Origin of the sequence: Staphylococcus argenteus (genome assembly GCF_000236925.1) — a bacterium.
GTDB classification, from domain to species: Bacteria; Bacillota; Bacilli; order Staphylococcales; family Staphylococcaceae; genus Staphylococcus; species Staphylococcus argenteus.
Map to the genome: position 1 here is coordinate 2,609,126 of NC_016941.1, position 25,520 is coordinate 2,634,645.

The 25,520-nt window shown below is 33.8% G+C and carries 22 protein-coding genes and 2 pseudogenes; 8 read left to right on the top strand and 16 right to left on the bottom strand.

Going from position 1 to position 25,520, the window contains the following annotated elements; genetic code table 11:
• Positions 1 to 424: 424 nt before the first annotated feature.
• Positions 425 to 874 (top strand): VOC family protein, encoded by a 450-nt coding sequence (locus SAMSHR1132_RS12765; protein WP_000125699.1) that lies wholly within the window; start codon positions 425 to 427, stop codon positions 872 to 874.
• An 84-nt stretch (positions 875 to 958) separates the two neighbouring features.
• On the opposite strand, the gene SAMSHR1132_RS12770 is transcribed toward SAMSHR1132_RS12765, so the two are convergent.
• Positions 959 to 1,546, bottom strand: a complete 588-nt coding sequence (locus tag SAMSHR1132_RS12770) for a TetR/AcrR family transcriptional regulator (RefSeq protein WP_000151108.1) — start codon at positions 1,544 to 1,546, stop codon at positions 959 to 961.
• Positions 1,547 to 1,689: 143 nt separating this feature from the next.
• On the opposite strand from SAMSHR1132_RS12770, the gene SAMSHR1132_RS12775 reads away from it, so the two are divergent.
• Positions 1,690 to 3,372 carry a CocE/NonD family hydrolase gene (locus SAMSHR1132_RS12775; RefSeq protein WP_001071575.1) on the top strand — a complete coding sequence of 561 codons (1,683 nt, stop codon included), beginning with the start codon at positions 1,690 to 1,692 and terminating at the stop codon, positions 3,370 to 3,372.
• Between the two features lie 129 nt (positions 3,373 to 3,501).
• Here SAMSHR1132_RS12775 and SAMSHR1132_RS12780 read toward each other — a convergent pair whose 3' ends face one another.
• From SAMSHR1132_RS12780 to panB, 5 genes and pseudogenes are all read right to left on the bottom strand, one after another.
• Positions 3,502 to 4,137 carry an LPXTG cell wall anchor domain-containing protein gene (locus SAMSHR1132_RS12780; protein ID WP_000755977.1) on the bottom strand — a complete coding sequence of 212 codons (636 nt, stop codon included), beginning with the start codon at positions 4,135 to 4,137 and terminating at the stop codon, positions 3,502 to 3,504.
• A gap of 15 nt (positions 4,138 to 4,152) precedes the next feature.
• A pseudogene (locus tag SAMSHR1132_RS14500) lies at positions 4,153 to 4,278 on the bottom strand (trypsin-like serine peptidase); the annotation flags it as partial.
• Between the two features lie 315 nt (positions 4,279 to 4,593).
• Positions 4,594 to 4,977: an aspartate 1-decarboxylase gene (panD, locus tag SAMSHR1132_RS12785; protein WP_000621528.1), complete on the bottom strand. Its 384-nt coding sequence runs from the start codon at positions 4,975 to 4,977 to the stop codon at positions 4,594 to 4,596.
• Position 4,978: 1 nt separating this feature from the next.
• The gene (gene panC, locus SAMSHR1132_RS12790) at positions 4,979 to 5,830 is read right to left on the bottom strand and encodes a pantoate--beta-alanine ligase (protein WP_000163748.1); all 852 of its coding nucleotides are present in this window, start codon (positions 5,828 to 5,830) and stop codon (positions 4,979 to 4,981) included.
• Complete coding sequence (gene panB, locus SAMSHR1132_RS12795; RefSeq protein WP_000860052.1) at positions 5,823 to 6,641, bottom strand: 3-methyl-2-oxobutanoate hydroxymethyltransferase; 819 nt, start codon at positions 6,639 to 6,641, stop codon at positions 5,823 to 5,825. The genes panC and panB overlap by 8 nt, the downstream gene beginning before the upstream one ends.
• Before the next feature lie 72 nt (positions 6,642 to 6,713).
• Here panB and SAMSHR1132_RS12800 point away from each other — a divergent pair, with 72 nt between their 5' ends.
• On the top strand, positions 6,714 to 7,574 hold the full coding sequence (locus SAMSHR1132_RS12800; RefSeq protein ID WP_000953551.1) for an oxidoreductase: 861 nt from the start codon (positions 6,714 to 6,716) through the stop codon (positions 7,572 to 7,574).
• An 87-nt stretch (positions 7,575 to 7,661) separates the two neighbouring features.
• On the opposite strand, the gene budA is transcribed toward SAMSHR1132_RS12800, so the two are convergent.
• Both budA and SAMSHR1132_RS12810 read right to left on the bottom strand, forming a co-directional pair.
• Entirely contained in the window at positions 7,662 to 8,366 is a 705-nt protein-coding gene (gene budA, locus SAMSHR1132_RS12805; RefSeq protein ID WP_000186131.1) for an acetolactate decarboxylase, read from the bottom strand.
• Positions 8,367 to 8,644: 278 nt separating this feature from the next.
• The gene (locus SAMSHR1132_RS12810; protein WP_000846635.1) at positions 8,645 to 9,604 is read right to left on the bottom strand and encodes an L-lactate dehydrogenase; all 960 of its coding nucleotides are present in this window, start codon (positions 9,602 to 9,604) and stop codon (positions 8,645 to 8,647) included.
• A 706-nt stretch (positions 9,605 to 10,310) separates the two neighbouring features.
• On the opposite strand from SAMSHR1132_RS12810, the gene SAMSHR1132_RS12820 reads away from it, so the two are divergent.
• Positions 10,311 to 11,759, top strand: a complete 1,449-nt coding sequence (locus SAMSHR1132_RS12820) for an APC family permease (protein WP_000534437.1) — start codon at positions 10,311 to 10,313, stop codon at positions 11,757 to 11,759.
• 73 nt (positions 11,760 to 11,832) lie between these two features.
• Here SAMSHR1132_RS12820 and SAMSHR1132_RS12825 read toward each other — a convergent pair whose 3' ends face one another.
• Positions 11,833 to 13,170 carry an aspartate aminotransferase family protein gene (locus SAMSHR1132_RS12825; RefSeq protein ID WP_000048710.1) on the bottom strand — a complete coding sequence of 446 codons (1,338 nt, stop codon included), beginning with the start codon at positions 13,168 to 13,170 and terminating at the stop codon, positions 11,833 to 11,835.
• A gap of 254 nt (positions 13,171 to 13,424) precedes the next feature.
• Between SAMSHR1132_RS12825 and SAMSHR1132_RS14390 the strand changes: the two genes are divergently transcribed.
• Together SAMSHR1132_RS14390 and SAMSHR1132_RS12835 are read left to right on the top strand one after the other, a co-directional pair.
• Positions 13,425 to 13,841 carry a hypothetical protein gene (locus SAMSHR1132_RS14390; protein WP_000280977.1) on the top strand — a complete coding sequence of 139 codons (417 nt, stop codon included), beginning with the start codon at positions 13,425 to 13,427 and terminating at the stop codon, positions 13,839 to 13,841.
• Between the two features lie 122 nt (positions 13,842 to 13,963).
• Complete coding sequence (locus SAMSHR1132_RS12835; protein ID WP_001031401.1) at positions 13,964 to 14,854, top strand: fructose bisphosphate aldolase; 891 nt, start codon at positions 13,964 to 13,966, stop codon at positions 14,852 to 14,854.
• Between the two features lie 185 nt (positions 14,855 to 15,039).
• Here the strand turns inward: SAMSHR1132_RS12835 and lqo are convergent, their stop codons facing one another.
• Positions 15,040 to 16,536, bottom strand: a complete 1,497-nt coding sequence (gene lqo, locus SAMSHR1132_RS12840; RefSeq protein ID WP_001130053.1) for an L-lactate dehydrogenase (quinone) — start codon at positions 16,534 to 16,536, stop codon at positions 15,040 to 15,042.
• A 287-nt stretch (positions 16,537 to 16,823) separates the two neighbouring features.
• Between lqo and SAMSHR1132_RS12845 the strand changes: the two are divergent.
• A pseudogene (locus tag SAMSHR1132_RS12845) lies at positions 16,824 to 17,161 on the top strand (hypothetical protein).
• Positions 17,162 to 17,223: 62 nt separating this feature from the next.
• Here the strand turns inward: SAMSHR1132_RS12845 and mbcS are convergent.
• From mbcS to betB, 5 genes are all read right to left on the bottom strand, one after another.
• Positions 17,224 to 18,819: an acyl-CoA synthetase MbcS gene (mbcS, locus tag SAMSHR1132_RS12850; RefSeq protein ID WP_001172353.1), complete on the bottom strand. Its 1,596-nt coding sequence runs from the start codon at positions 18,817 to 18,819 to the stop codon at positions 17,224 to 17,226.
• 198 nt (positions 18,820 to 19,017) lie between these two features.
• Positions 19,018 to 19,461, bottom strand: coding sequence for an antibiotic biosynthesis monooxygenase family protein (locus SAMSHR1132_RS12855; protein ID WP_000780656.1), 444 nt, complete (start codon positions 19,459 to 19,461; stop codon positions 19,018 to 19,020).
• A gap of 316 nt (positions 19,462 to 19,777) precedes the next feature.
• Entirely contained in the window at positions 19,778 to 19,990 is a 213-nt protein-coding gene (locus tag SAMSHR1132_RS12860; protein ID WP_000011689.1) for a sterile alpha motif-like domain-containing protein, read from the bottom strand.
• A 271-nt stretch (positions 19,991 to 20,261) separates the two neighbouring features.
• The gene (gene betA / locus SAMSHR1132_RS12865) at positions 20,262 to 21,971 is read right to left on the bottom strand and encodes a choline dehydrogenase (RefSeq protein ID WP_000066522.1); all 1,710 of its coding nucleotides are present in this window, start codon (positions 21,969 to 21,971) and stop codon (positions 20,262 to 20,264) included.
• Between the two features lie 260 nt (positions 21,972 to 22,231).
• Positions 22,232 to 23,722, bottom strand: a complete 1,491-nt coding sequence (betB, locus tag SAMSHR1132_RS12870) for a betaine-aldehyde dehydrogenase (RefSeq protein ID WP_000421710.1) — start codon at positions 23,720 to 23,722, stop codon at positions 22,232 to 22,234.
• A gap of 259 nt (positions 23,723 to 23,981) precedes the next feature.
• On the opposite strand from betB, the gene cudC reads away from it, so the two are divergent.
• A complete protein-coding gene (cudC, locus tag SAMSHR1132_RS12875) occupies positions 23,982 to 24,545 on the top strand; it encodes a choline uptake/conversion transcriptional regulator CudC (RefSeq protein WP_000198606.1) in 564 nt (187 codons plus the stop codon).
• 187 nt (positions 24,546 to 24,732) lie between these two features.
• On the opposite strand, the gene SAMSHR1132_RS12880 is transcribed toward cudC, so the two are convergent.
• Entirely contained in the window at positions 24,733 to 25,419 is a 687-nt protein-coding gene (locus SAMSHR1132_RS12880) for an MBL fold metallo-hydrolase (protein WP_000184401.1), read from the bottom strand.
• Positions 25,420 to 25,520 lie beyond the last annotated feature (101 nt).

Sequence of the window (25,520 nt, forward strand, 5' to 3'; positions counted from 1 at the left end):
TACCACGGTGTTTATACGCGCTCTTTCTATGTCTAAACAATCAAATAATTCATATATTGAGATATTCAAAATCTCAATCAAAAATAAAATGCCACGTAATTAAGTTATGCACACCAAAAGTGCATATAGGAGGTTTGCATTTTGAAAATTGGTTTTCAAGCGTTTTACCTGGATTACAAAATTAAAATTTTTAAGAGAATTGATTAAATACATATGATTACGAAAAGAAATTTAGCGATCATTTGAGTAAATAAAAAAGTAAAAGCACTAGTTTAGATAAAGCAATTGGATTTGTAATTTCATCCTTCAATTTATCATGTATTTTACAAAAGATTGATTTCAATTCATCGTAAAAGTTATACTTTTGCCATTTTTTAATGTAACATGGTGTTAGTAATAAAAATAATACATTGAGGTGTTTTACATGACAGCATTATTCCCTTATATCGCTTTTGAAAATTCAAAAGAAGCCCTTGCATATTACGAAGAAGTATTTGGTGCAACTGACGTTAAACGTTTAGAAGTTGGCGAAGAACAAGCATCACATTTTGGTATGTCTAAAGAACAAGCACAAGAAGCAACTATGCATGCTGAATTTGAAGTGCTTGGCGTTAAAGTTTTATGTTCAGATTCTTTCGGCCGTGCTGACAAAATTAATAATGGTATTTCATTATTAATCGATTATGATGTTAATAATAAAGAAGATGCTGATAAAGTTGAAACATTCTATGAACAAATTAAAGATCATGCTTCAATTGAAATAGAATTACCATTTGCTGACCAATTCTGGGGTGGCAAAATGGGCATCTTTACCGATAAATATGGCGTTCGTTGGATGTTACATGGTCAAGATTATAACGCGATGCCACAGTAATATTATTGCTGAAGATATCATTTAATAATATGGTTTAACATTTTTAGCAAGGCAAGCCACTCTCGATTCATGGCTTGCCTTATTTTATTGTATATTTTTAATTATCGTTGCAGGCCCTTGATTGACAATCATATTAAAATGCCTAATTAAGTCAACTTTGTCTATACGGTTTGGATCTTCTACCCAATGTCTTATTAAAGACAATCCCGCACCTGAAACATAACTCATAAAGTATGAAAATGGTATACCATTAATTTGATCATTTTCATTTTTATAACGTTGTAAATGACACATTATTAAGTCATATAGTTTTTCGTGTATATTCGAATCTTTCCCCATACGAAACATCAATTGATAAAATGGTATATTTTCTTCTATGTTTCCTATTAAGATTTTCATAATGTTATATATATTATCCGCCGATAGTCCAGTCGCTTCATTCGAAGTATTATCATTAATAAATGTTTTAATTTCCTCCAACTGCTGATCTTCCAATTTTTCCAGTAAATCATATTTATCATAATAATGCGTATAAAACGTACTTCTGTTAACATCAGCTAAATCTGCAATTTGTTGCACCGTAACCTGTTCCAATTGTTGATGCTGTAACAATTCTATAAATGCATCTCTAATCGCGATTTGTGATTTTCTAATACGTCGATCTATTGTCATCCTTATCACGTCCTTAGCTAATGATTATTAACAATTATAAACGTTATGTTCATTATCCTACAAATCTCCAACATTGATGATTGGCACACAATGTTTACCTGTTTAATATAGGTGATACAAACAAACAGAAAAAGGTGATAACAATGAACCAACATTTACTAGGAAATCCAAAATTAACTGTAACTCATGTCAACGAAGTGAAAGCCGGTATTAACCACATCGTTGTCGACAGTGTTCAATATGGAAATCAAGAAATGATTATGGAAAAAGATGTCACTGTGGAAATGCGCGATGGCGAAAAATTATATATTAATATTTTCAGACCAAATAAAGATGGCAAATTCCCTGTAGTTATGTCTGCAGATACTTACGGCAAAGATAATAAGCCTAAAATCACTAATATGGGTGCCCTTTGGCCAACATTAGGCGCCATTCCGACATCTAGTTTTACACCTGAAGAATCACCAGACCCAGGATTTTGGGTGCCAAATGATTATGTTGTAGTCAAAGTTGCATTACGCGGTAGTGACAAATCAAAAGGCGTCTTATCTCCATGGTCAAAAAGAGAAGCAGAAGATTATTACGAAGTGATTGAATGGGCAGCAAAACAGTCATGGAGTAATGGAAATATCGGGACAAATGGCGTTTCTTATCTTGCGGTGACTCAATGGTGGGTCGCATCATTAAATCCACCACATTTAAAAGCAATGATTCCTTGGGAAGGCTTAAATGATATGTATAGAGAAGTAGCCTTTCACGGAGGTATACCGGATACTGGCTTTTATCGTTTCTGGACTCAAGGTATTTTTGCGAGATGGACAGATAATCCAAATATCGAAGATCTGATACAAGCACAACAAGCACACCCATTGTTCGATGATTTTTGGAAACAGCGTCAAGTGCCATTATCACAAATTAAAACACCTCTACTAACATGTGCTAGTTGGTCTACACAAGGTTTGCACAACCGTGGCTCTTTTGAAGGATTTAAACAAGCTGCATCAGAAGAAAAATGGCTATATGTTCATGGGCGCAAAGAATGGGAAAGCTACTACGCTAGAGAGAATCTTGAACGCCAAAAAGCATTTTTTGATTGTTACCTTAAGGATGAAAATAACGATTGGAAAGATACGCCTCATGTCATTTATGAAGTTAGAGATCAATTTTATAAAGGCGAATTCAAATCAGCGTCAGTGTTCCCTTTACCTAACACAGAATATACACCATTGTATTTGAATGCTGACAATCACACATTGAATCATGCAAAGATTAGTAGTGAGCGTGTTGCACAGTATGACTCTGAAGATAAACAACAAGATGTGCGTTTTAAATATACATTTGACAAAGATACTGAGTTAGTTGGAAACATGAACTTAAAACTATGGGTAAGCACTACAGAATCAGACGATATGGATTTATTTGCAGGTATTAAAAAGTTAAATCGTCATGGTAATGAAGTTAACTTCCCTGATTTTAATCATATTGAAAATGGTCAAGTAGCTACTGGTTGGTTACGCGTATCACATCGTGAATTAGATCAAGAAAAATCCACAATTGCGCAACCTTGGCATAAACATGAAACAGAATTAAAGTTGTCACAAGATGAGATTGTACCTGTTGAAATCGAATTATTGCCTTCAGGCACGCTATTTAAACAAGGCGAAACATTAGAAGTTGTTGTTAAAGGTAGTGAAATTGTAATTGGTAATAGTACCCCTGGCATGAAAACACGTTATGAACATGAAGAAACCGTAAATAAAGGCATGCACATGATTTATACTGGTGGTAAATATGATTCACAATTAATCATTCCTATCGTTAATTAATATATGGTGATTACAGCCGACTGTGTTGATAAGCAACATGTAAATAAATCAACTTGAAATAGTGAAAGCATTGTATAACAAGGGAAGACCACACGCTTGGTAGCTTAAACCAAGGTGTGGCCCTTTTTATTATTGATGGCTATTTAATTTTATAAATCGTGTCACTAAACTTACTACAAGCAATATTAGACCAATAAATAAAGCCATGATTGCTGTATTACTTTCGTTGCTTACGCCTGTTTTTGGCAATTCTTTCAATTGTTGTATATGTACATCTTTGCTCTTGTTATCCAAATAATTACTTTGTTGTTTAACTATTTGTTTATTACTTTTTGTGTGAGTATCTTTTGCTTTAGTACTTGGATTTGCAGCACTATTATTCGATGTTCCATTGATGTTTTTCAACTGCTTGTTAACATTTGAATCTTTCGTGCCATCCATTAAATTATCTGGATGCTTTAGTAAATGTCTGCAATCCGATACTATTCCAGAATCATTTGCCTTTACAGTATTATTCGAAGCCTCATTATCATCTTTCAACTGCTTGATAACATTTGGATCTTTCGTACCATCTATTAAATTATCAAGTTTTTTCATACGTGCTATATCACTAACTGGCCCAGGATAATTTGCATCCGGTTGTCTAACTGGTATTAAATTGCTATTTTCATTCACACCTTCAGGCTTGTTATTTTCGGCGTTTGCATTATCCGTAAAAATCAACACTGATAAAATTGCAACAAATAAACTTATAACTTTTTTCATCTTATTCATCCTTTCCTATTTTACTACCTTAATATCATTGCTATTAAAGTAACCCATCCATCTATTTTTTTCGTCGTATAAAGAGTAATATTTATACCCATTCGGAATATTGTAATAGAGTTTGGCTGTATACGCTTTATCTATTTAATATAATTTTATTATACAATTGATATCAATTCAATTTTTTCCACTTCATGAATACTAAATAACATGACTATAAATTATGTTGCTAAGTTAGGAATTCTATTTTCTACCAAATAAATTCTGCATACTGTTTTAGAAAATCCATTCGAAAACTTATTTCTTTTTAAATATGTACATTATTAAACACTGATAAAAGTGCAACAATAATACATATGCTTCTCTTATGCTAATCAGATAGACATAAAAATAAAAACCCCTAATGGATAACTACATTGTTATCTACTAGAGGTTTCTAACTTATGCTATTTAATTTTATAACACTATCGTATTTTCTTTTTCGTGAATCATTTCAATAATGACATTGTCTTCATTCATTACTGCTACTTTAGGTGCATGGTGTTTAATTTCTTCTTCATTCAACTGTGCATAAGTCATGATTATGACTACGTCGCCTACTTCAACAAGTCTTGATGCTGCACCATTCAAACAAATTTTACCACTACCTCTTTCGCCAGCTATTACGTATGTTTCAAAACGTGCACCATTATTATTATTCACGATGGCTACTTTTTCATTAGGCAAGATGTCTACCGCGTCCAATATATCTGAATCAATCGTTATGCTACCTACATAATTTAAATTCGACTCAGTCACTCTTGCTCTATGAATTTTAGCATTCATCATTGTTCTTATCACTTTATTCAGCTCCAATTATTATATTATCTATTAAACGTGCTTTTGAAAATTTAACTGCTAACGAGATAAAAATGCGTCCAGTTATTTCGTGTTGTTCTACTAATTGAGGATAACTATAAACAGCAACTTCTTCAATGCGTCCACTTATATGTGATTCAAGATATTGAGTAACCTTGTCTATAATTACTTTACTTTGACGTTCACCGTCTTGATACAACGCTTGTGCTAATTGCAAACTTTTACTTAAATGTACCGCTTCTTGTCGTTCTTGCTCAGTTAAATAAACATTTCTTGAACTTTTCGCCAAACCATCTGCTTCTCGAACGATATCAATACCAATAATTTCAACGGCATGATTGAAGTCTTTTACCATTTGCTCGACAATCGCCAATTGCTGGGCATCTTTTTTTCCAAAATAAGCATAATCCGGCATAACAATATTAAATAGCTTATTAACTACTGTTACCACCCCATCAAAATGCCCTGGACGCTTCGCACCTTCTAACACATCAGCTAATGGACCTACTTTGACATCAATACCTAATTCACCTGGATACATATCTTCCACTGTAGGATGAAAAACAATGTCCGCACCTACTTCTGATACTAATTCCAAGTCTTTATCAATTTGTCTGGGATACGCGTCAAAATCTTCGTTAGGACCAAATTGTAATGGATTAACAAATACACTCACAACTGTAATATCATTTGTACTAACTGATTCGCGAACCATCGTTAAATGTCCATCATGTAAGGCACCCATTGTTGGGATAAAGCCAATCGTTGTGCCTGAGCGCTTGGCTGCTTTAACAATGTGTTGCATCTCTTTTACCGTAGTAATCAGCTTAGTCATTGTCATTAACCTCATTCATAATTTTCTTTTTATATGTGTATGCTTCTGACGGAAATGCACCAGATTTAACTTCTTGATCGTATTGTTTTAAACCTTCCACACCAACACTGAAATCAGAAAATTGCTTCACAAATTTCGCTTTATGTTCAACACCATAATTTAACATGTCATGATAAACCAATACTTGACCATCTGTGCCTTTGCCTGCACCAATACCAATGACTGGAATTGTTAAGTGCTTACTAATTTCTTCAGCTAAATCATTTGGAATTGCTTCAAGAACTAATGCAACCGCACCAGCTTGTTCTACATTTTTAGCATCTACAATAAGCTGCTCTGCTGCTGCTTTCGTTGTACCTTGTAGTTTATAGCCCATAACACCAACACTTTGAGGTGTTAGACCTAGATGTGCAACAACTGGAATACCAATTGCCGTTGCTTTCTCAATAAACGGAGTAATATGTGCACCTTCTGCTTTAATCGCATTTGCATTTGTCTCTTGATAAAGTCTTAATGCATTATTTAAATCTTGAGTCATAGAGATACCTACTGCACCAATTGGCATATCAACAACTATAAATGTATTTGGTGCACCTCTTCTTACTGCGCGACCGTGATGAATCATATCAGCTAATGTTACTTGTACCGTGCTTTCATAGCCCAATACTGTCATACCTAATGAATCGCCAACAAGAATCATATCTATACTTGCTGCTTCAACTTGTTTGGCACTTGGAAAATCATAAGCTGTTACCATAGAAATTTTAGTTTGCTTTTGTTTCATATCTATTAATTGACTTACTGTTTTCAATGTTATTCAACCTCTTTTTGCAGTATTATTAGAAATAGTATAATTAATCTTTTATAGAAAGGAAAGAAGAAGATGTTATCAGTCGCGATTATCGGTCCAGGCGCTGTTGGTTCAACAATTGCTTACGAATTGCAACAATCAATGTCTAATGCAACGCTTATCGGGAAACACGCCAAAACATTAACATATTATACTGTACCACATGCACCGGCACAAGACATTACTGTAATGGGTTATGACGATATAACAAATGTATTCGATGTAATCATTATCGCTGTAAAAACACATCAACTCTCTGATGTTATTCCTCATTTAAAACGCCTTGCACATGAGAATACGCTCATCATTTTAGCTCAAAATGGGAATGGTCAATTAGAACGTATTCCATATAAACACGTATACCAAGCAGTTGTTTACATAAGTGGTCAAAAGAAAGACGATGTTGTTACGCATTTTAGAGATTATCAAATACGTCTACAAGATACTGCTTTAACTCGTCAATTTAAAGATCTAGTTCAAAATAGTCATATAGATGTTGTATTGGAAGCAAATATACAACAAGCCATTTGGTATAAATTGTTAGTAAACTTAGGCATTAATTCAATCACAGCACTAGGCAGACAGACTGTCGCAATTATGCATAATCCTGAAATACGTATGTTATGTAGACAATTACTTGAAGATGGTTGTCGAGTTGCACAGGCTGAAGGTTTAGACTTTTCAGAGCAAACCGTTGATACCATTATGTCCATATATCAAGGTTATCCAGACGAAATGGGTACGAGCATGTATTATGATATTATGCACCACCAGCCTCTTGAAGTTGAAGCAATTCAAGGATTTATTTATCGACGTGCACGAGCACACAAACTTGATACGCCTTACTTAGATACCATTTACAGCTTTTTAAAAGCGTATCAACAACAACTTTAAACACACGCACATATTAAAAACCTTAACGATGCATTTAAAACATTTCGTTCTAAATATCGTTAAGGTCTTCTTATGATATTTATTGGATTATTCAGCTTCTCTAATTTCTTCTGCCACATCTTTGTAATCAATTTTTGTTTTAACAAATGTCTCATTATTTACCGGGAAATGTTGCTGGAAAGTTTCAAAGTTTTGAATTTCAATGACGACATCATCCACTTCAAAGTCAAGCACATGTCCACCATAACTTCTATTATCATCCGCAAAATGAATATGGAACCCAGCAGATCCTATACCATGAAATAATTCTGGTGTGAAAAATCCAACGATGGTACCACGAATATTCTGTCTTATTTCTTCTGGCTGTCTGCGAGCTGAATCAATCAAACGTGTATATGGCGGTTGTTGTGCAGGCATCATTCGTACATGCATATGTTTAAATGTCCCATAAATTTTTACAGCTGAAAATAAATTGTCACTCAACATTTCATTTTTAATCTGTGCAAACACATCTTCTTGTGACAGTTGTTGCAATGAAAAAGTTTTACTCGCTTTAAAATTAGTGATTGATGCATACGGTACTTTCTCATCACCTGTTAATTCTATAAACTGTTTGTGTTCATTGGCATGATATGCCTTTCCATCTAGAAAAATCACTTCTCCATCAGAACCAGTTAACGTTGCGATTCCTAAATTCCCATGTTCTAATACTTCATTAATTGTCGCAGTTCCCTCTAGTAGACCAGCCATTAATGTGCCTAATGTGCCATGCTGATACAAGACATTTGTCATTCGAAAACCATCTCCCATATAGTATTACTAGTCGTCATGATCTAAAATGTATCTCGTGTATTATCCCAATCCTATATAGTCAATTACATCTCGACATTTTGCTTCGTGTCATTAACATTTTATGAGTCATGATACTTTATTCATTTATTATTTTACGCCAAAAGTATTCTCACTATCAATGACTGTACAAAAAATGAACCTATCAATGTAACAGATTACTGCAACTTTGATAGATTCACTTAACACTAACATATCTATTTTTAAGAATTAAAGCTGTATTAGTCTTCTAATAGGTATTTAATTGAATCGAATGTATCTTCTAATGTTTTAACTGATTTATCGAACAATGCTTGTTCTTCAGCATTTAATGGCATTTCATAAATTTTAACAGCGCCGTGTTGGTTAACTAATGTTGGTACACCTAAGTATACACCTTTGTGACCACCATATTGACCATCTAATTGAATAGAAACATTTAAGACATTATTTTCATTATTTAAAATGGCTTTTGAAATACGCATTAATGCTAAAGCAATACCATAGTATGTTGAACCTTTAGCTTGGATAATTTCGTAAGCAGCGTCACGTGTATTTACATAAATTTCTTCCGCTTTAGCTTCACTACCTGTTTGTTCTTTTAATGTGTCATATACTGAGATACCTGCTACGTTTGCTTGTGACCATACTGCAAGTTCAGTATCACCATGCTCACCAATAATACTAGCGTCAACACTTGAAGGTGCAACACCAAGTTCTTGGCTAATTAAATATTGTAAACGTGCACTGTCCAATACAGTACCTGAACCGATAACACGCTCTGCTGGTAATCCAGTATATTCTTTTACAAATCTTGTTAAAATATCGACTGGGTTTGCTGCGATTAAGAAGTAACCATCGAAACCACTATCCATTACACTTTTAACAATACTCTTCATAATCTTTGTATTCTTTTCAACTAATTGTAAACGTGTTTCACCTGGTTTTTGAGGTGCCCCAGCAGTAATAACTACTAAGTCCGCATCTTTACAGTCTTCGTATTCACCTGCTTTCACATCAACTGGTGAAGGACTGTGGACTGTACCATGGTTTAAATCTTGAACATCTGCTTTTACTTTATCTTTTGCAATGTCAATAATTACAAATTCATCTGCAACACCTTGCGTAACCATTGCAAAGGCATAGCTTGATCCTACAGATCCGTCTCCGATTAATACAACCTTTTTACCAAATGTTTTCATAATTATGTCTCCTAACCTAATTGAATTTATTTTACACGTGACTACACGTAAAAATATCTATACTGAAATTAAAGATTAACAATTTTATTTTATTATAATATTATGCTACCAAATTACAAACATAAAACTGAGATGTAAGCGGAGTCAATTTACACTCTAACGCCAATAAATATTGATATTTCAAGGTTTTGCACGTAATTTGAAATTTGTGACAATTTTTAGCATCCGAAAGTTGCATTATGTCGCTATATATAAGCATTTTCAAACTATTATACTTACTAATTTTTTTGTTTTAAAAAGTATGGTTTATCGACTTAAATTACTTATCAAGTTATATCAATCCAACCCTCATTCCACATCATATTTCAAAAATGTTTTCGCGGTCAAAGAAATCTTTTTCTATCATTTATATACTTTATCTACCTATTGATTGAACACTATTACTAGGGCGATTCAAAAAAGTATCATGTAATATACAAAATTGTTAGAAAATTAGCAAAAAGTAGTACTTATTCATATAATTTCTGCTATAATCAATTCTATCATTTAAAAAATCTATGGGCGTTATCAAAGCAAGTCATTAATCTGTAACATAAAGTTGTGATTTTTCAGAATTTTTAGACAAAATATTAATTATTTGTGCTATGATATAACATATTAAAAAACACCGTATAGAATTGTTTATGAATGTTTGGGAGGTAAGTTTATGGGAAGTTTTTTCAATAAAATAGCACGAAAAGAGGATCCGACCATCTATCAAAATAAAGATGGTCATTTACAACGTACTTTGCGTGTACGTGATTTCTTAGCCTTAGGTGTGGGCACGATTGTATCAACATCTATCTTTACATTACCCGGTATCGTCGCTGCGGAACACGCAGGTCCAGCCGTTGCCTTATCATTTTTACTTGCGGCTATTGTAGCTGGCTTAGTTGCTTTTACTTATGCTGAAATGGCAGCTGCTATGCCATTTGCGGGTTCAGCGTATTCTTGGGTTAACGTGTTATTTGGGGAGTTTTTCGGTTGGGTTGCCGGTTGGGCTTTATTAGCTGAATACTTTATTGCCGTTGCCTTTGTAGCTTCTGGATTTTCAGCGAATTTAAGAGGATTGGTTAAACCAATAGGTATTGAGTTGCCAGCAGCTTTATCAAATCCATTTGGTACGAATGGCGGTTTTATCGATATTATTGCTGCTATCGTTATTTTATTGACTGCACTGTTACTATCACGCGGTATGTCAGAAGCAGCACGTATGGAAAACATTTTAGTTATTTTGAAAGTATTAGCTATTATTTTATTTGTTATTGTTGGTTTAACAGCTATTAATGCAAGTAACTATGTTCCATTTATTCCAGAACATAAAGTTACTGCTACAGGTGACTTTGGTGGTTGGCAAGGTATTTATGCAGGTGTTTCAATGATTTTCTTAGCATATATCGGTTTCGATTCTATCGCTGCGAACTCAGCAGAGGCACTTAATCCACAAAAGACTATGCCTAGAGGTATCCTTGGCTCATTAGGTATTGCTATTGTATTATTTATCGCCGTTGCCCTTGTGTTAGTAGGTATGTTCCATTACTCACAATATGCAAACAATGCTGAGCCTGTGGGTTGGGCATTACGTCAAAGTGGACATGGCGTTATAGCTGCTATTGTTCAAGCTATCTCAGTTATCGGTATGTTTACAGCGTTAATTGGTATGATGTTAGCTGGTTCGCGCTTATTATATTCATTTGGTCGAGATGGCTTATTACCTTCATGGTTAAGTCATTTAAATGACAAACATTTGCCAAATCGTGCACTTATTGTATTAACAATTATTGGCGTTTTAATTGGGTCAATGTTCCCATTCGCTTTCTTAGCACAACTAATTTCAGCAGGTACATTAGTCGCATTTATGTTTGTATCATTAGCAATGTATCGTTTAAGAAAACGTGAAGGTAAAGATTTACCAATTCCTGCATTTAAATTACCTTTATATCCTGTATTACCAGCAGTAACATTTGTCTTAGTATTGCTTGTATTTTGGGGATTAGGTTTCGAAGCAAAATTATATACTTTAATTTGGTTCATTGTTGGTATTATTCTATATTTAAGCTATGGATTTAGACACTCTAAGAAAAATGATGTAGAAGAATATCACCCACCAAAATAAAACAAAAAATCATTTCCCATCTGAATGACACATTGAGATGTGGAAATGATTTTTTATTTTAAAGTATTAACAATTACCATCCTTGCCCTGCAATATCATATTGATCTAGGTCCCCTTTTTCTAAAGCAATCAGTGCATCTTCTAAAGTATCCAAAGCTGTATCTAATTGTTCATATGTTATAACAAGTGGTGGTTGGAATCGCAACACATTTCCAGCTACAGCAATAATGACTACTCCGTGTTCAAAGCAATAATTACAAATTTTAAGTGCTGCACTGGCATCGCGTGTTTTGAGTATTTTGTCAGAAACGATATCAATTCCTATTGTGAGACCTTTACCTCTTACATCCCCTACACTATTGTATTGAGATACCCATTGATTCATTCTTTGCCTTACATATGCTCCTTTATCAGCACTAGCTTGGAGAAGAGATTGATCTTCAATCATTTTAATTGTTGCTAATGCAGCTTCACAACTAACCGGATTGGCACCTGTTGTAAATAAATGTGCAGGTGCTTCCAAACAGTTCATAATCTCTTTGCGTCCAACAATTGCTGACATAGGCATACCACCTGCTAAAGACTTTCCAAATGTAATTAAATCTGGCGTAAAATTAAAGTGTGATACAGAACTCCATGCACCCGTTCGTCCAAAACCTTGTTGAATATCATCTACTGCCATTAAAATACCATGCTCACGACAAATCTGTTCTAACGCTTCAAAGTAACCTGGAACTGGTTCTAAAAGTCCGCCATCACCTTGTATCGTTTCAATAACAATACATGCAACTTCTTCAGCGGGTACATATTTCGCAAACATTTCTTTTAAAGGTGCTAAATATTCTTCTATAGTATTGGCTTTCGGCTGTTCATACATGCCACGATAATTATCAGGAAAAGGAATATGATAAAAACCATTCAGTAGTGGCCCATAATGTTTACGCATATTTAAACTAATCGCTGACATAGATAATGCACCAAAGGTTGAACCATGATATGCATTCGTAAAGCTAATAATATATGGGCGACCAGTATATGCTCTAGCAAATTTAATAATACCATCATTTGCATCTGATCCAGTTAAACCAAATGTTACTCTTTTTTCAAAAGCTCCTGGTGCAATTTCACAAAGCTTTTTAGCTAAACGTACTAAAGGTTCATGGTACATATATGCTGGTGTATAATGTATAAATTTATCTACCTGTGCTTTTATCGCTTCTGTCACTTCTTTGGGTGCATGACCTACATTTTGAGAACTCGCGCTAGACAACAAATCGATATACGTTTTCCCCTCAACATCAACCAATGTTGCTCCGTAACCGTGATCAATAACTAATGGGTAATATTTAATACGTCCAGATTTCGCAAAATAATGCTCGTCCTCTTGGATTAATTGATGTACTTTACTCATCTTACATTCCCTCCCAATGACAGTAATTATTCGTAAAACCAGCAATCTAAAATCGATCATAAAATTCGACTCACAATTTCATTTAAATACTGTCATGCCATTTTGAATACTATCCAATATACTAATAAAATTCAGATTTGTAAATATATTCTGATAATTGCGAATTGTATAATTCCAATTATCAATTTGGATATTCACTATTTAATTAGGGAATACAAAGAATATATTTCAATTTTACTTTTGAGGTGTCGTGAATGTATTTAAAGATTATTTTTCATTTTACAGCTGCGATAGTCATATCAGTCATTTTGTTATGGATAACCAAGTTGTTTGATATGTTAAATGCTCAAACGCATATAGAAGATTTATTATTAAATTTAGATTTTTTAATTGCACCTGAAAATACACCATTTATCTTGGAATTGATGTGTCACTTAATAATCGGCATTGTTATCTATATCATTTTTGTGCTGTTATTTCATTTCTTTAAAAGATTTTATTATTGGAGCTATGTACTATTATTTTTCATATTTATCACTTTATATCCTTTCTTAATTTTCATTGCACAGCGACCAATGTTCCAATTTAATAGTATTGAATTTATTGGATGGATAATCTCGCATATCTGTTTTATGCTGCTAATGATGTTTAGCATATCCAGAATAAAATAATATTTTTAATTAAACTGACAATTATTTTTCACATTTTATACATTTTTCAAGGTTTATGACTTGAGAAATGTTCTCATTTTTATCATACTGGAGGTGTATTGAAAAGTTAAGGAGTGGAAAGTATGAATAAAGAGCAATTAGAAAAAATGAAAAATGGAAAAGGCTTTATTGCCGCATTAGACCAAAGTGGTGGTAGTACACCAAAAGCACTTAAAGAATACGGTGTAAACGAAGATCAATATAGCAATGAAGACGAAATGTTCCAACTTGTTCACGATATGCGTACACGTGTGGTAACTTCACCTTCATTCTCACCTGATAAAATTTTAGGTGCGATTCTTTTCGAACAAACAATGGATCGCGAAGTAGAAGGCAAATACACTGCTGATTACTTAGCTGATAAAGGTGTTGTCCCGTTCTTAAAAGTAGACAAAGGTCTTGCTGAAGAGCAAAATGGTGTTCAATTAATGAAACCTATCGACAACTTAGACGGTTTATTAGATCGTGCAAACGAGCGTCACATTTTTGGTACAAAAATGCGTTCTAACATTTTAGAATTAAATGAACAAGGTATCAAAGACGTTGTTGAGCAACAATTTGAAGTCGCGAAACAAATTATTGCTAAAGGTTTAGTTCCAATCATCGAACCAGAAGTTAATATTAATGCAAAAGACAAAGCTGAAATTGAAAAAGTATTAAAAGCTGAACTTAAAAAAGGTTTAGATAGCTTAAATGCTGATCAATTAGTAATGTTAAAATTAACAATTCCTACTGAACCAAACTTATACAAAGACTTAGCTGAACATCCTAATGTTGTTCGTGTCGTTGTATTATCAGGCGGTTACAGCAGAGAAAAAGCTAATGAATTACTTAAAGATAACGATGAACTTATCGCAAGCTTCTCACGTGCTTTAGCTAGTGATTTAAGAGCTGATCAATCTAAAGAAGAATTCGACAAAGCTTTAGGTGATGCTGTAGAATCTATTTACGATGCTTCTGTAAACAAAAACTAACTTTTACATCAAAAATTTAAACTAATAGATAAGACTCATACATGTGCTTTAAAGGCATTGTGTATGAGTCTTTTTTGATTAACATGAATTTACCGTACGTATTATAGATGACGCGAAAAAAATCGGACAGCTGAAAAATCTTTAAGATTTCTCAGTTGCCCGATTTTAAATATAACTATTAGAATTTAGTTTTCGTAATAACCTAATTCTAAGTCTTTTGAAGTTTGTTTACGGATTTTTCTCATTAATTTTTCGTCTTCAATTAATGATTCACCGTATGATGGAATCATTTTCTTAATTTTAGGTGCCCATTCAGTTTTGTATTCAGGGAAGTTACGTTCTAATACTTCTAACGCAACTGAAACTGAAGTTGAAGCCCCAGGTGATTCACCTAATAATGCGATTACAGTATGGTCTTGTGAGTTAACCACTTCTGTACCGAATTGAATGAATCCTTTACCGTGTTCAGGAGTATCCTTGATAACTTGAACACGTTTACCAGCAGTGTATAATTGCCAATCTTCATTACGTGCTTCTGGGTAGAATGTACGTAAGTGGTTCATACAACCTTCTTTTGTCATAATCACTTGGTCAAATGAATATTTAATTAAAGGTAAGTTTTTAACTGCTGCTGCTAATAAAGTTGTAATGTTGTATGTTTTAACAGATTTGAATAAATCTAAGTTAGAACCGTTTTTCAAGAATTTAGGTCCAACATTGGCAAATGGTCCAAATAGCAATGTTCTTTGACCATCAATGTAACGCGTATCTAAGTGAGGTACTGTCATTGGTGGTGTACCAGGTGGCTCTTTACCATAAACTTTGGCATCGTGTTGTTCAATAACTTGTGGGTTTGTACAAGCTAAGAATTGTCCACTGATAGGGAATCCACCTAAATGTTTACTTTCAGGGATACCTGTTTTTTGTAATAATGGAATCGCTCCACCGCCAGCACCGATGAATACGTAGTCAGTTACTTGTTTGAATTTGTCACCAGTTAGGCGATTTTTAACAGTAACTTCCCATTGTCCATTTGATAATTGTTCGAAATCAACAACTTCATGGTTAAATTGCACTGTTGCATTTGGATGCTTTTCAATGCTTTTAGCCATTTTACGTGTTAATTCACCGAAGTTTACATCTGTACCTTCGTCAATTTTACTTGCCGCCATAATACCAGGATTATCTTCACGGCCTTTCATCATCAATGGAATCCATTTTTTCATTACTTCGATGTCTTCTGTATATTCGATATTATCGAACATAGGGAATGCTTTCATCGCTTCGTAACGATCTTTTAAGAATTTAACATTGTTTTTACCTCTAACATAACTGATATGTGGTAATGGATTGATAAATTCTCTTGGGTTCTCGATGCTACCGCTTTTTACTAAGTGACCCCAGAATTGTTTTGAAATCTCAAACTCTTCGTTAATCACTTTAGCTTTTTCGATGTCGATAGAACCATCAGGTTGTAAAACAGTGTAGTTCAATTCACATAATGCTGCATGACCCGTACCAGCATTATTTCTTTCGTTTGAACTTTCGATTGCAGGACGATCCAAGCGTTCGTAAACGTGGATATTCCAGTCTGGCTCAATTTCTTTTAACATTGAACCGAATGTTGTGCTAAGTACACCGGCTCCAATTAAAACGATGTCTTTACTATTAGACTTAGCCATTGGTTTCACCTCTCCAAAAATTGTAAATGTGTATCATCAATATGAAAGTTACATAAAACTGACATATCTCTATAAAATATCAACGCCATAAATAACTTCCTGTTTCAATTGATACGCTGTAACAAAATGCTATAGTTAATGCTTACATATATATGTTAAAGCAAGCAGTGGTAAATGTAAATTATAATTATTCATTAACTTTGCAATATATTAAATCTTTTATTCATAAAAGATAAATATCAAATCAATCATAATTATTTGGTAATAAATCGCTAACTACCATTTCCATTTTACTCCCGACACACAGCATTTTAAACATATACCTATTTTGATACAATATAAGTGTAAAATCAATCATAAAAAGGAGATTCAATATATGCATCTAAGAAAATCACTTCAATTACCTTTAATATTGAAATTTATTTTGAATCTTGCGCTTGTAGGTATTGTAGTTATCATTCTGACACATACTGAGTTTAAATTTAATATCGGTGATGGTTATGACTTTTTATTAAACTGGGAGATTCAAGGTTTAATATCTTATATTTTCTCGTTCTTAATACTAATTGCACTTATTTCTAAAGTTATTTTAATATTTATCACTCGACGAAAAAGAACACCATAACTAAACAAGCAGTCCATTGCGTATCATCATACCTAACGCATTGGACTGCTTTGCTATGTTTATTATTTGCTATCTTTTTGTTGTTGCCATTTTTTTATTTCAGCATCTCGTAGCTCAACACGACGAATTTTACCTGAATTTGTTTTTGGTAAATCGTCAACGAATTCGATTTCTCTTGGATATTTATATGGTGCTACTTCATTTTTTACGAATTGTTGTAACTCTTTAATGAGTGCATCATCACCTGTAACATGATTCTGTAAAATAACAAATGCTTTAACGATATTACCACGAATATCATGTGGTTTAGCTACTACTGCGCATTCTTTTACAGCAGGATGGTTGGTTAAAGCATCTTCAACTTCAAAAGGCCCAATTGTATAGCCTGAACTGATGATAATGTCATCTCGACGACCTTCAAACCAGAAATAGCCATCATCATCTACATGAGCTAAATCACCTGTTATATAGTATTTCCCCGCTTGTGCTTTCGCTGTGCGCTCTGGCTCTTTGTAATAGCCTTTGAAAAGTGCAGGCAAATCAAGTGGGACTGCAATATTCCCCTTCGTATTAGCTGGAACATCATTACCTTCATCGTCTACTACTGTTACAAAACTCCCTGGAATGCCTTTCCCCATCGATCCGCTTCTTTGTGGTGTATCTTTTAAAAAACCGATTAACAATGTACTTTCTGTTTGACCATAACCATCCCTTACGGTTAAATCAAAATGTTTCTTAAATTGTTCTACTACTTCTCTATTTAGCGGTTCACCTGCAGAAACTGCACTATGTAAATGTGTTAAATCATAGTCATTTAAATTCTGTAGCTTTGCCATCATACGATACTCCGTCGGTGTGCAACATAATACGTTAATTTGATATTTTTGAAGCAATTCTAAATATGTTTCAGGACTAAATCTTCCATTGAAAACAAAAGCTGTTGCCCCAGAACCTAACACAGATAAAAATGGACTCCAAACCCATTTTTGCCATCCTGGTGCTGCTGTAGCCCATACTAAATCATCTTCATTAATACATAGCCAATGTTTGGGCGCCATTTGTAAGTGTGCAAATCCCCATCCATGACAATGTGTCACTGCTTTAGGATTTCCAGTTGTGCCAGAGGTATAAGATAAAATTGCTGTATCGTCTCGCGTCGTATCAGCTATTTCTAATTGATTACTTGCATTTTCCTTCTCAGATTCGAGTGAAATCCAGCCATCTTTTTGACCAGCGATAGCAAATTTAGTTAACGTCTCATATTCTTTAATTTTTTCAAATTCAACCGTAAAAGGTTCTAATGCAATGACTGCATTAATTTCACCGTGTGTAATACGGTATTGTAAATCTTTGGTTCTTAACATTTCAGAACATGGAATGATTGCAACGCCTAATTTTAAAGCAGCAATATATAATTCATACGTTGCTATAGAACGTGGCATCATGATTAATACTTTATCGCCTTTCGATAAACCATGAGATGCAAGTACATTTCCTACTTTATTGGCTTGTTCAATTAATTGCTGGTAAGTTACCGTTATATCTTCGCCTTCAGTATTATGATAAAGAATGGCTTTTTTATCAGGTATATGACTGTATTTTTCGATTTCTGAAATAATATTATATTTCTCCGGCGCAAATAAATCTGACTTTTGCATAACTAACTTCCTTTCATATCATACATCCACTTTTCCTGTAATGAACGCTGTTATTTTATAAATGAATTATGTATATCATACGCCTATCTTTACAGAATTTTCAATTAAATAGAGTTAAATATTTATGTCCTTAAAAGTACTATATGACTTTCGGCAACTTTCAAGGACATTTAAAATCTTTCTGATATGCGTTTTCTTTTAAATACTTTCAGCTAATTCAATGCGAATATTGTAAGATAATTCACGATTAACTATCTTAACATCAGCACCTTTTGACGTTCCACGATGCTTGTGCGTCTGTTGATACTCGGTTGAATTTTGCCAATTATAAAATGATTGTCTATCTTTCCAAAGCGTAATAATAATATAATGTCGACCAGCCATTCTTGGCCTTAAAAACCGTAACGCTTTAAATCCATTAACATGTTGCAAATGTTTAGTACGTTGTAAAAATTTTTGTTCAAATGCATCTTCTTGACCTTTGTTAATATATAGATGATTTAATACGCATAACGTATCATTTGATAAATCATTGATTTCCTCCAAGACATCATAATAGGCTATGTCATTATTTTTTTGTATTGTAATACCGTCATCCAATTCTTCTATTAAATACGCTCTATATGCGTCATATAATTTCATCACTTACGCCTTCATTTCTTAATATTTTTATCTTCACTACTAGTCATTTATTCCCTTATTTTAAAAAAAGCAATCATACTGCGCACTCACTTTAAGTGATAAATCTTTGTGTAAACAAGTGATGCTATATTAGAACGAACTGCAGTAATTTTAAATTTATTCACACTATTTCCAACAATTTTCCTGTATCAATCGGTTAAATTTTCGACTTAATTCCATGAAAACAACTATTATTCTGCGTAAAAATAGCCGCTAACTCCTTTATTAAGAATTATCGGCTTTCGTATTTATATATAGCTAACATCATATTATCGGTTTATGATTTTAATTGATCATACAGAGAAAGAGATCTTTTAACAATTTCTAAAAACTCATGATCTAAATTGGACGTTTGATGAAAATAAGACAAAATATTTTCTGTTAGCTTTTCTTGTTTTGGAAATGATTCATCTTCTTTTATCCAAATCGCTAATTCGCCTAATGGTGTTTTATCATCTTTAAAAGTTTGTATATATTCGTAAAAGCTCATAGTATTCCTTCTCTCCATTTACTTATATAAATCCTACCACGAAAGCTTCCAAGAAAACACATTTAAATGTCTATTTAGTGAACTTTTTATAGTTATTCATACTTTAAACACTTTGTAGTCTAGTCTAATTATGGTTATTATCACTTATTTCCCTATATTTCTGATTGCTGCATAATGTAATGCTTTAATTTTCAATACTCAATTTCTCTATTTAATAAGCCTGGCACTATTACAACATGTGCCAGGCTATAGATATTACACAAATATTTGATTATTTAGCATACGGTTTTACTTCGATTGCCCCTTCATTTTCATCATGAACACCATGTTTATAATAATCCACATATTGAGGTTCTAAAGGTTTTCTTCCACGTATAATGTCCGCAGCTTTTTCAGCTAACATCAACACTGGTGCATGGATGTTACCGTTAGTTGTGCGCGGCATAGCTGATGCATCTACTACACGTAAATTTTCCATACCGTGAACTTTCATTGTTAATGGGTCCACAACTGCCATTGGATCTGAAGCAGGTCCCATTTTAGCACTACAAGATGGGTGTAATGCTGTTTCTCCATCTCGACGGACCCAATCAAGAATTTCTTCATCTGTTTGAACTTCTGGTCCTGGTGAAATTTCTCCCCCATTAAATGGATCCATAGCTTTTTGAGATAGAATGTTTCTTGCTACACGAATAGCTTCTACCCATTCTTTTTTATCTTCTTCCGTTGATAAATAATTAAAACGGATACTCGGCTTTTCAAAAGGATCTTTAGATTTAATTTTTAAGCTACCACGAGAATTTGAATACATCGGACCTACGTGGACTTGATAACCATGTGCAACTGCTGCCTTTTGACCATCATATCTTACTGCTATAGGTAAGAAATGGAACATTAAGTTAGGATAGTCAACTTCGTTATTTGAACGAACGAATCCGCCACCTTCAAAATGATTAGATGCTGCTGCACCTGTACGTGTAAAAATCCATTGCAAACCAATAAATGGCATACGTTTAATATCTAAGCTTGGTTGTAACGATACAGGTTCCTTACATTTATGTTGAATATATACTTCTAAGTGATCTTCAAAGTTTTCACCTACACCTGGTAAATGAACACGTGGTTCAATACCTTTTGACTTCAAGAATTCTGAATCCCCGATACCTGATAATTGTAGTAATTGTGGCGTATTGAATGCTCCACCAGACAAGATGACTTCATTAGCATCAATAGTATGCAATTTTCCATTTTTCTTATATGTCACACCTGTTGCTCTTCTACCTTCGTAATGAATCTCCGTGACAAAAGCACGTGTTTCAACTGTTAAGTTTTTACGTTTCATTGCTGGATGCAAATATGCTCTTGAAGCCGACATACGACGACCACGGTGAACTTGACTATCAAAAGGTCCGAATCCTTCTTGTCTAAATCCATTCACATCAGGCGTCTTATGATAACCCGCTTCTACACCTGCATCAAAGAACGATTGGAATAATGGATTTGTTGCTGGTCCTCGTTTTAACTTGATTGGACCATCATGGCCTCTAAATTTATCATAAGGTGCTGCGCCGTATGTTTTTTCTAATTTTTTAAAATAAGGCAAACAGTGTGCAAAGTCCCAAGTTTCCATACCTTCTGGCTCAGCCCAACCTTCATAGTCCATTGGATTACCACGTTGGTAAATCATGCCATTAATTGAACTTGATCCGCCTAAAACTTTACCTCGAGCATGTGCCACCTTACGACCACCCATATGTGGTTCTTCGTCTGTTGAATAAATCCAATCGTAAAATTTATTTCCTGAAGGGAACATTAACGCAGCTGGCATTTGAATAAATAAATCCCAAAAATAATCACTGCGACCCGCTTCTAATACTAAGACTTCTTTATCTTTATCTTCACTTAGACGGTTACCAAGTACAGAACCTGCACTACCGCCTCCAATGATGACATAATCATATGATTTGTTTTTATTGCTCATCGTTATGACCTCCAAAGTTTGTTGTATTTCAAAGTGAGTATTGCATGAACTATTTGTTAGTGGCTGATTAGTTATCATTGAATCTCTATTTTTACTTAACTGACAATATTAGTTTTTATATGACTACTGTCATTTGAATTTTTGAAATAATCTATTGTTCACTTTCAGTCTGAGTCCAAATTACCAATCAATATCTCGCCACTTATACATAATAAAGTGAGTGTCTTGTGTTCTTACAATGGCACTCACCTTATCTAGTTTTATTTACTAAACCAATTTATTAATTGCGGATTTGTATTTGTTAAAATGTGCTTTGAAACTAAGTACTCTTCTAAGCCTTCTTTACCTAATTCTCTACCGATACCTGATTGTTTATATCCGCCCCATGGCGCTTGTGCAAAGTATGGATGGAAATCATTAATCCAAACTGTTCCAAGTTTTAATCTATTTGCAACACGTTGTGCCTTTCCAATATCTTTAGAAAATACAGCACCTGCTAATCCGTATATAGAATCATTTGCTAATCGAATTGCTTCTTCTTCAGTGTCAAACCCTTCTACAGTTACTACTGGACCAAAAACTTCTTCTTGTACTATGCGCATTGATGTATCACAGTTTGTAATGACAGTAGGTTCAAAGAATAAACCAGCTTTCAAATCATCTCTATTTGGACGCTTGCCACCGACTGCAATTGTCGCACCCTCTGATTTAGCTACTTCCATATAAGATTCAATCTTATTACGATGTTCTGTTGAAATGACTGGTCCCATTTCAGTATCAGCATCAAAACCATTGCCTAATTTGATTTTCTTCACTCGATCAATAAGCGCTTCTTCAAATTTATCTTTAATGTTGTTCTGTACTAATATTCTTGATCCTGCTGAACAAACTTGTCCGGCATGGAAATATCCACCATTTAATGCTTGGTCTACCGCCAAGTCAAAGTCAGCATCATCAAAGATTATGTTTGGATTTTTACCGCCAAGCTCCAAGGCAATATTCGTAACATTGTTAGCAGCATTTTTCATAATATGCTTACCAGTTTCAATGCCACCTGTAAATGATACAAGATCAACTTCTTTATGACCTGACATCACATCACCGACTTCAGAACCAGCACCTAAAATAAGATTAATTGTACCTTTAGGGAATCCAACTTCTTCCATTAATTCAAAAACACGTATCGTTGTTAAAGGTGTAATTTCACTTGGCTTCATAACTAGTGAACAACCCGTAGCAAGTGCTGGCGCAATTTTCCATGACGCTTGTAATAATGGATAGTTCCATGGTGTGATTTGTGTTACCACACCAACTGGTTCCTTAACAATTTTACTTTCTGTATCTGGAATTGGTGAATCTATGATTTCGCCGCCGTCTTTATCTGCTAAGCCAGCAAAATACATGAATACATTATGAATATCATCCATATCTGCATATGATTCCTCTAACGTCTTTCCAGTATCTAATGTTTCTAAGCGTGCTAATTCTTCGCGATGTTCTTTAATTTTATCTGCGATAGCACGTACTTTCTTACCTCTCGTTTCAGCAGTTTCTTGTGACCATTCTCCAGACTCAAATGCACGTCTCGCTGCTAAAATAGCACGTTCAGCATCGTCTTTAGTCCCTTCAGAAACTGTAAATATCACTTCTTGATTATAAGGATTGATAATATCTCTTGTATTATTATTCGCGCTTTCAACCCACTCACCATCAATGTATTGACGCTGAGATAAATGTTTTAAAAGTTCCATTCAACAACCTCCGTTAAGTTTGTTAAATTTTTATTTAACGAATTTTACAAACTTATGTTAGCATAGAAATGAAAATTGTGTCAATTTGCAAAACAATTAATGAATTTAGTTTTGTAAGTTTGTTAGATTTTTAATTAACGAAACGTTTAACTTTAACACTTTAAATATTTTTAATGTCTTTTTTTATAAAAGGTCTTATAATGTATTAGTATTTATTTTAGAGTGACAAATGACCAAAACGATGCATGGAGGTGCAATGATGACTCGTTCTCAGAACAATCAGCAACAATTAGAACAAGCAAAAGATATTGTAATTAATTCAATTGGACAGACAATGGATTTGTATGGCACGAATCGAAGTGTAGGTAACTTGTATGGCACTATGGTGTTTGAAGGCAGTATGACGCTTGATGAAATGCGTCATCAATTGCAAATGAGTAAACCGAGCATGAGTGCTGGCGTTAAAAAACTACAAGAATTTGATATTGTTAAACAACAATTCACAAGAGGTAGTCGAAAACAACATTTTATTGCAGAAAAAGACTTTTTTATCTTCTTCAGAAATTTTTTCACTAAAAAATTCCAACGTGAAATAGATATCAACGTTGAAGCAGTAAAAGATGCACAGGCAATTATAAATCCGCTACTTGAAAGTAGTGATTTGACGGAATCTGAAGCACAAGAAGTTCAAAAAATTAAAGCTCAACTTGATCATACACATGTGTACTATGAATGGTTAGATCAATTGACTGAAGCAATTGAAAGTGGTGAAATTTTTAAATATTTCCCAATTCCAGAACAACCTTCTAGTTCTGAAGATTAAAATCAAACTCGAACAGCGACAATAACAACAATAGATATTTAAAACAATGCTATAGGTGCACGAAAAAACGGTAATTTCTAATGTTGAGATAGAAATTACCGTTTTTATTTTTATATGACAATCAATTATGAAGTTATTTTCTAGTGCTTTCATAGACTCATTACATTACTTCGCTAATATATTTCAATTAGCTATTCTCGCCCTCACGTACTCTGTCAATAATATTTTGTATTTGCTCACATTTTTCATATTCATCTTCTACAAAATAAACTAGAGGTTCATCTTTGATAGTAACCCAAGGTACAAGTACATCAAAATCTAATTCTTTAACCATCTCTAAACTTTGAATAGACTTTTCTCTATCACTTGAACCTAATATAACTGTACGCCATCTATTACCTTCAAAACATATAAAATCCCCAGTAAATAAGTACCGATGATGACCATCATCCCATAAAAACAGTGTCGTTCCTGGTGTATGTCCAGGCGCAGGAATAACTTCTAAATCCGCATCCAACATTTCACGATTACTAAATTGTTTTTGAACAGAAATCTTATGTTTCAATGCATCCACATCGTTTTCATGTATAAAGTAAGGCGCCTCAACTTGATTAGAACCTCCTATAGACTCATGATCATGATTCATCAATACTTTTGAAACACCACCTAATGATGCAATATCTTGTTTGGACTCATCTAATTGTCCGGAATGATAGATAACAATATTACCTGTTTCACGTTTTAAAATAAAAGATTTAAATAGAAATCGTTTATCAAATGGTAGTTCCGAAGTAGGTGTCGCAAATAAATTTTTTGTGATGGATTCTAAACTGTCATGTAATTGGGACTGTTTATTTTTAAATTGATTAGTCATTTTATTTCATCCTTCGATTAATTTGAGTTGTACATACGCAATACCCATTATTAAATTTTATAATCAATGCGAGTCTTTCAAACTTCGATTTAGATATGCTT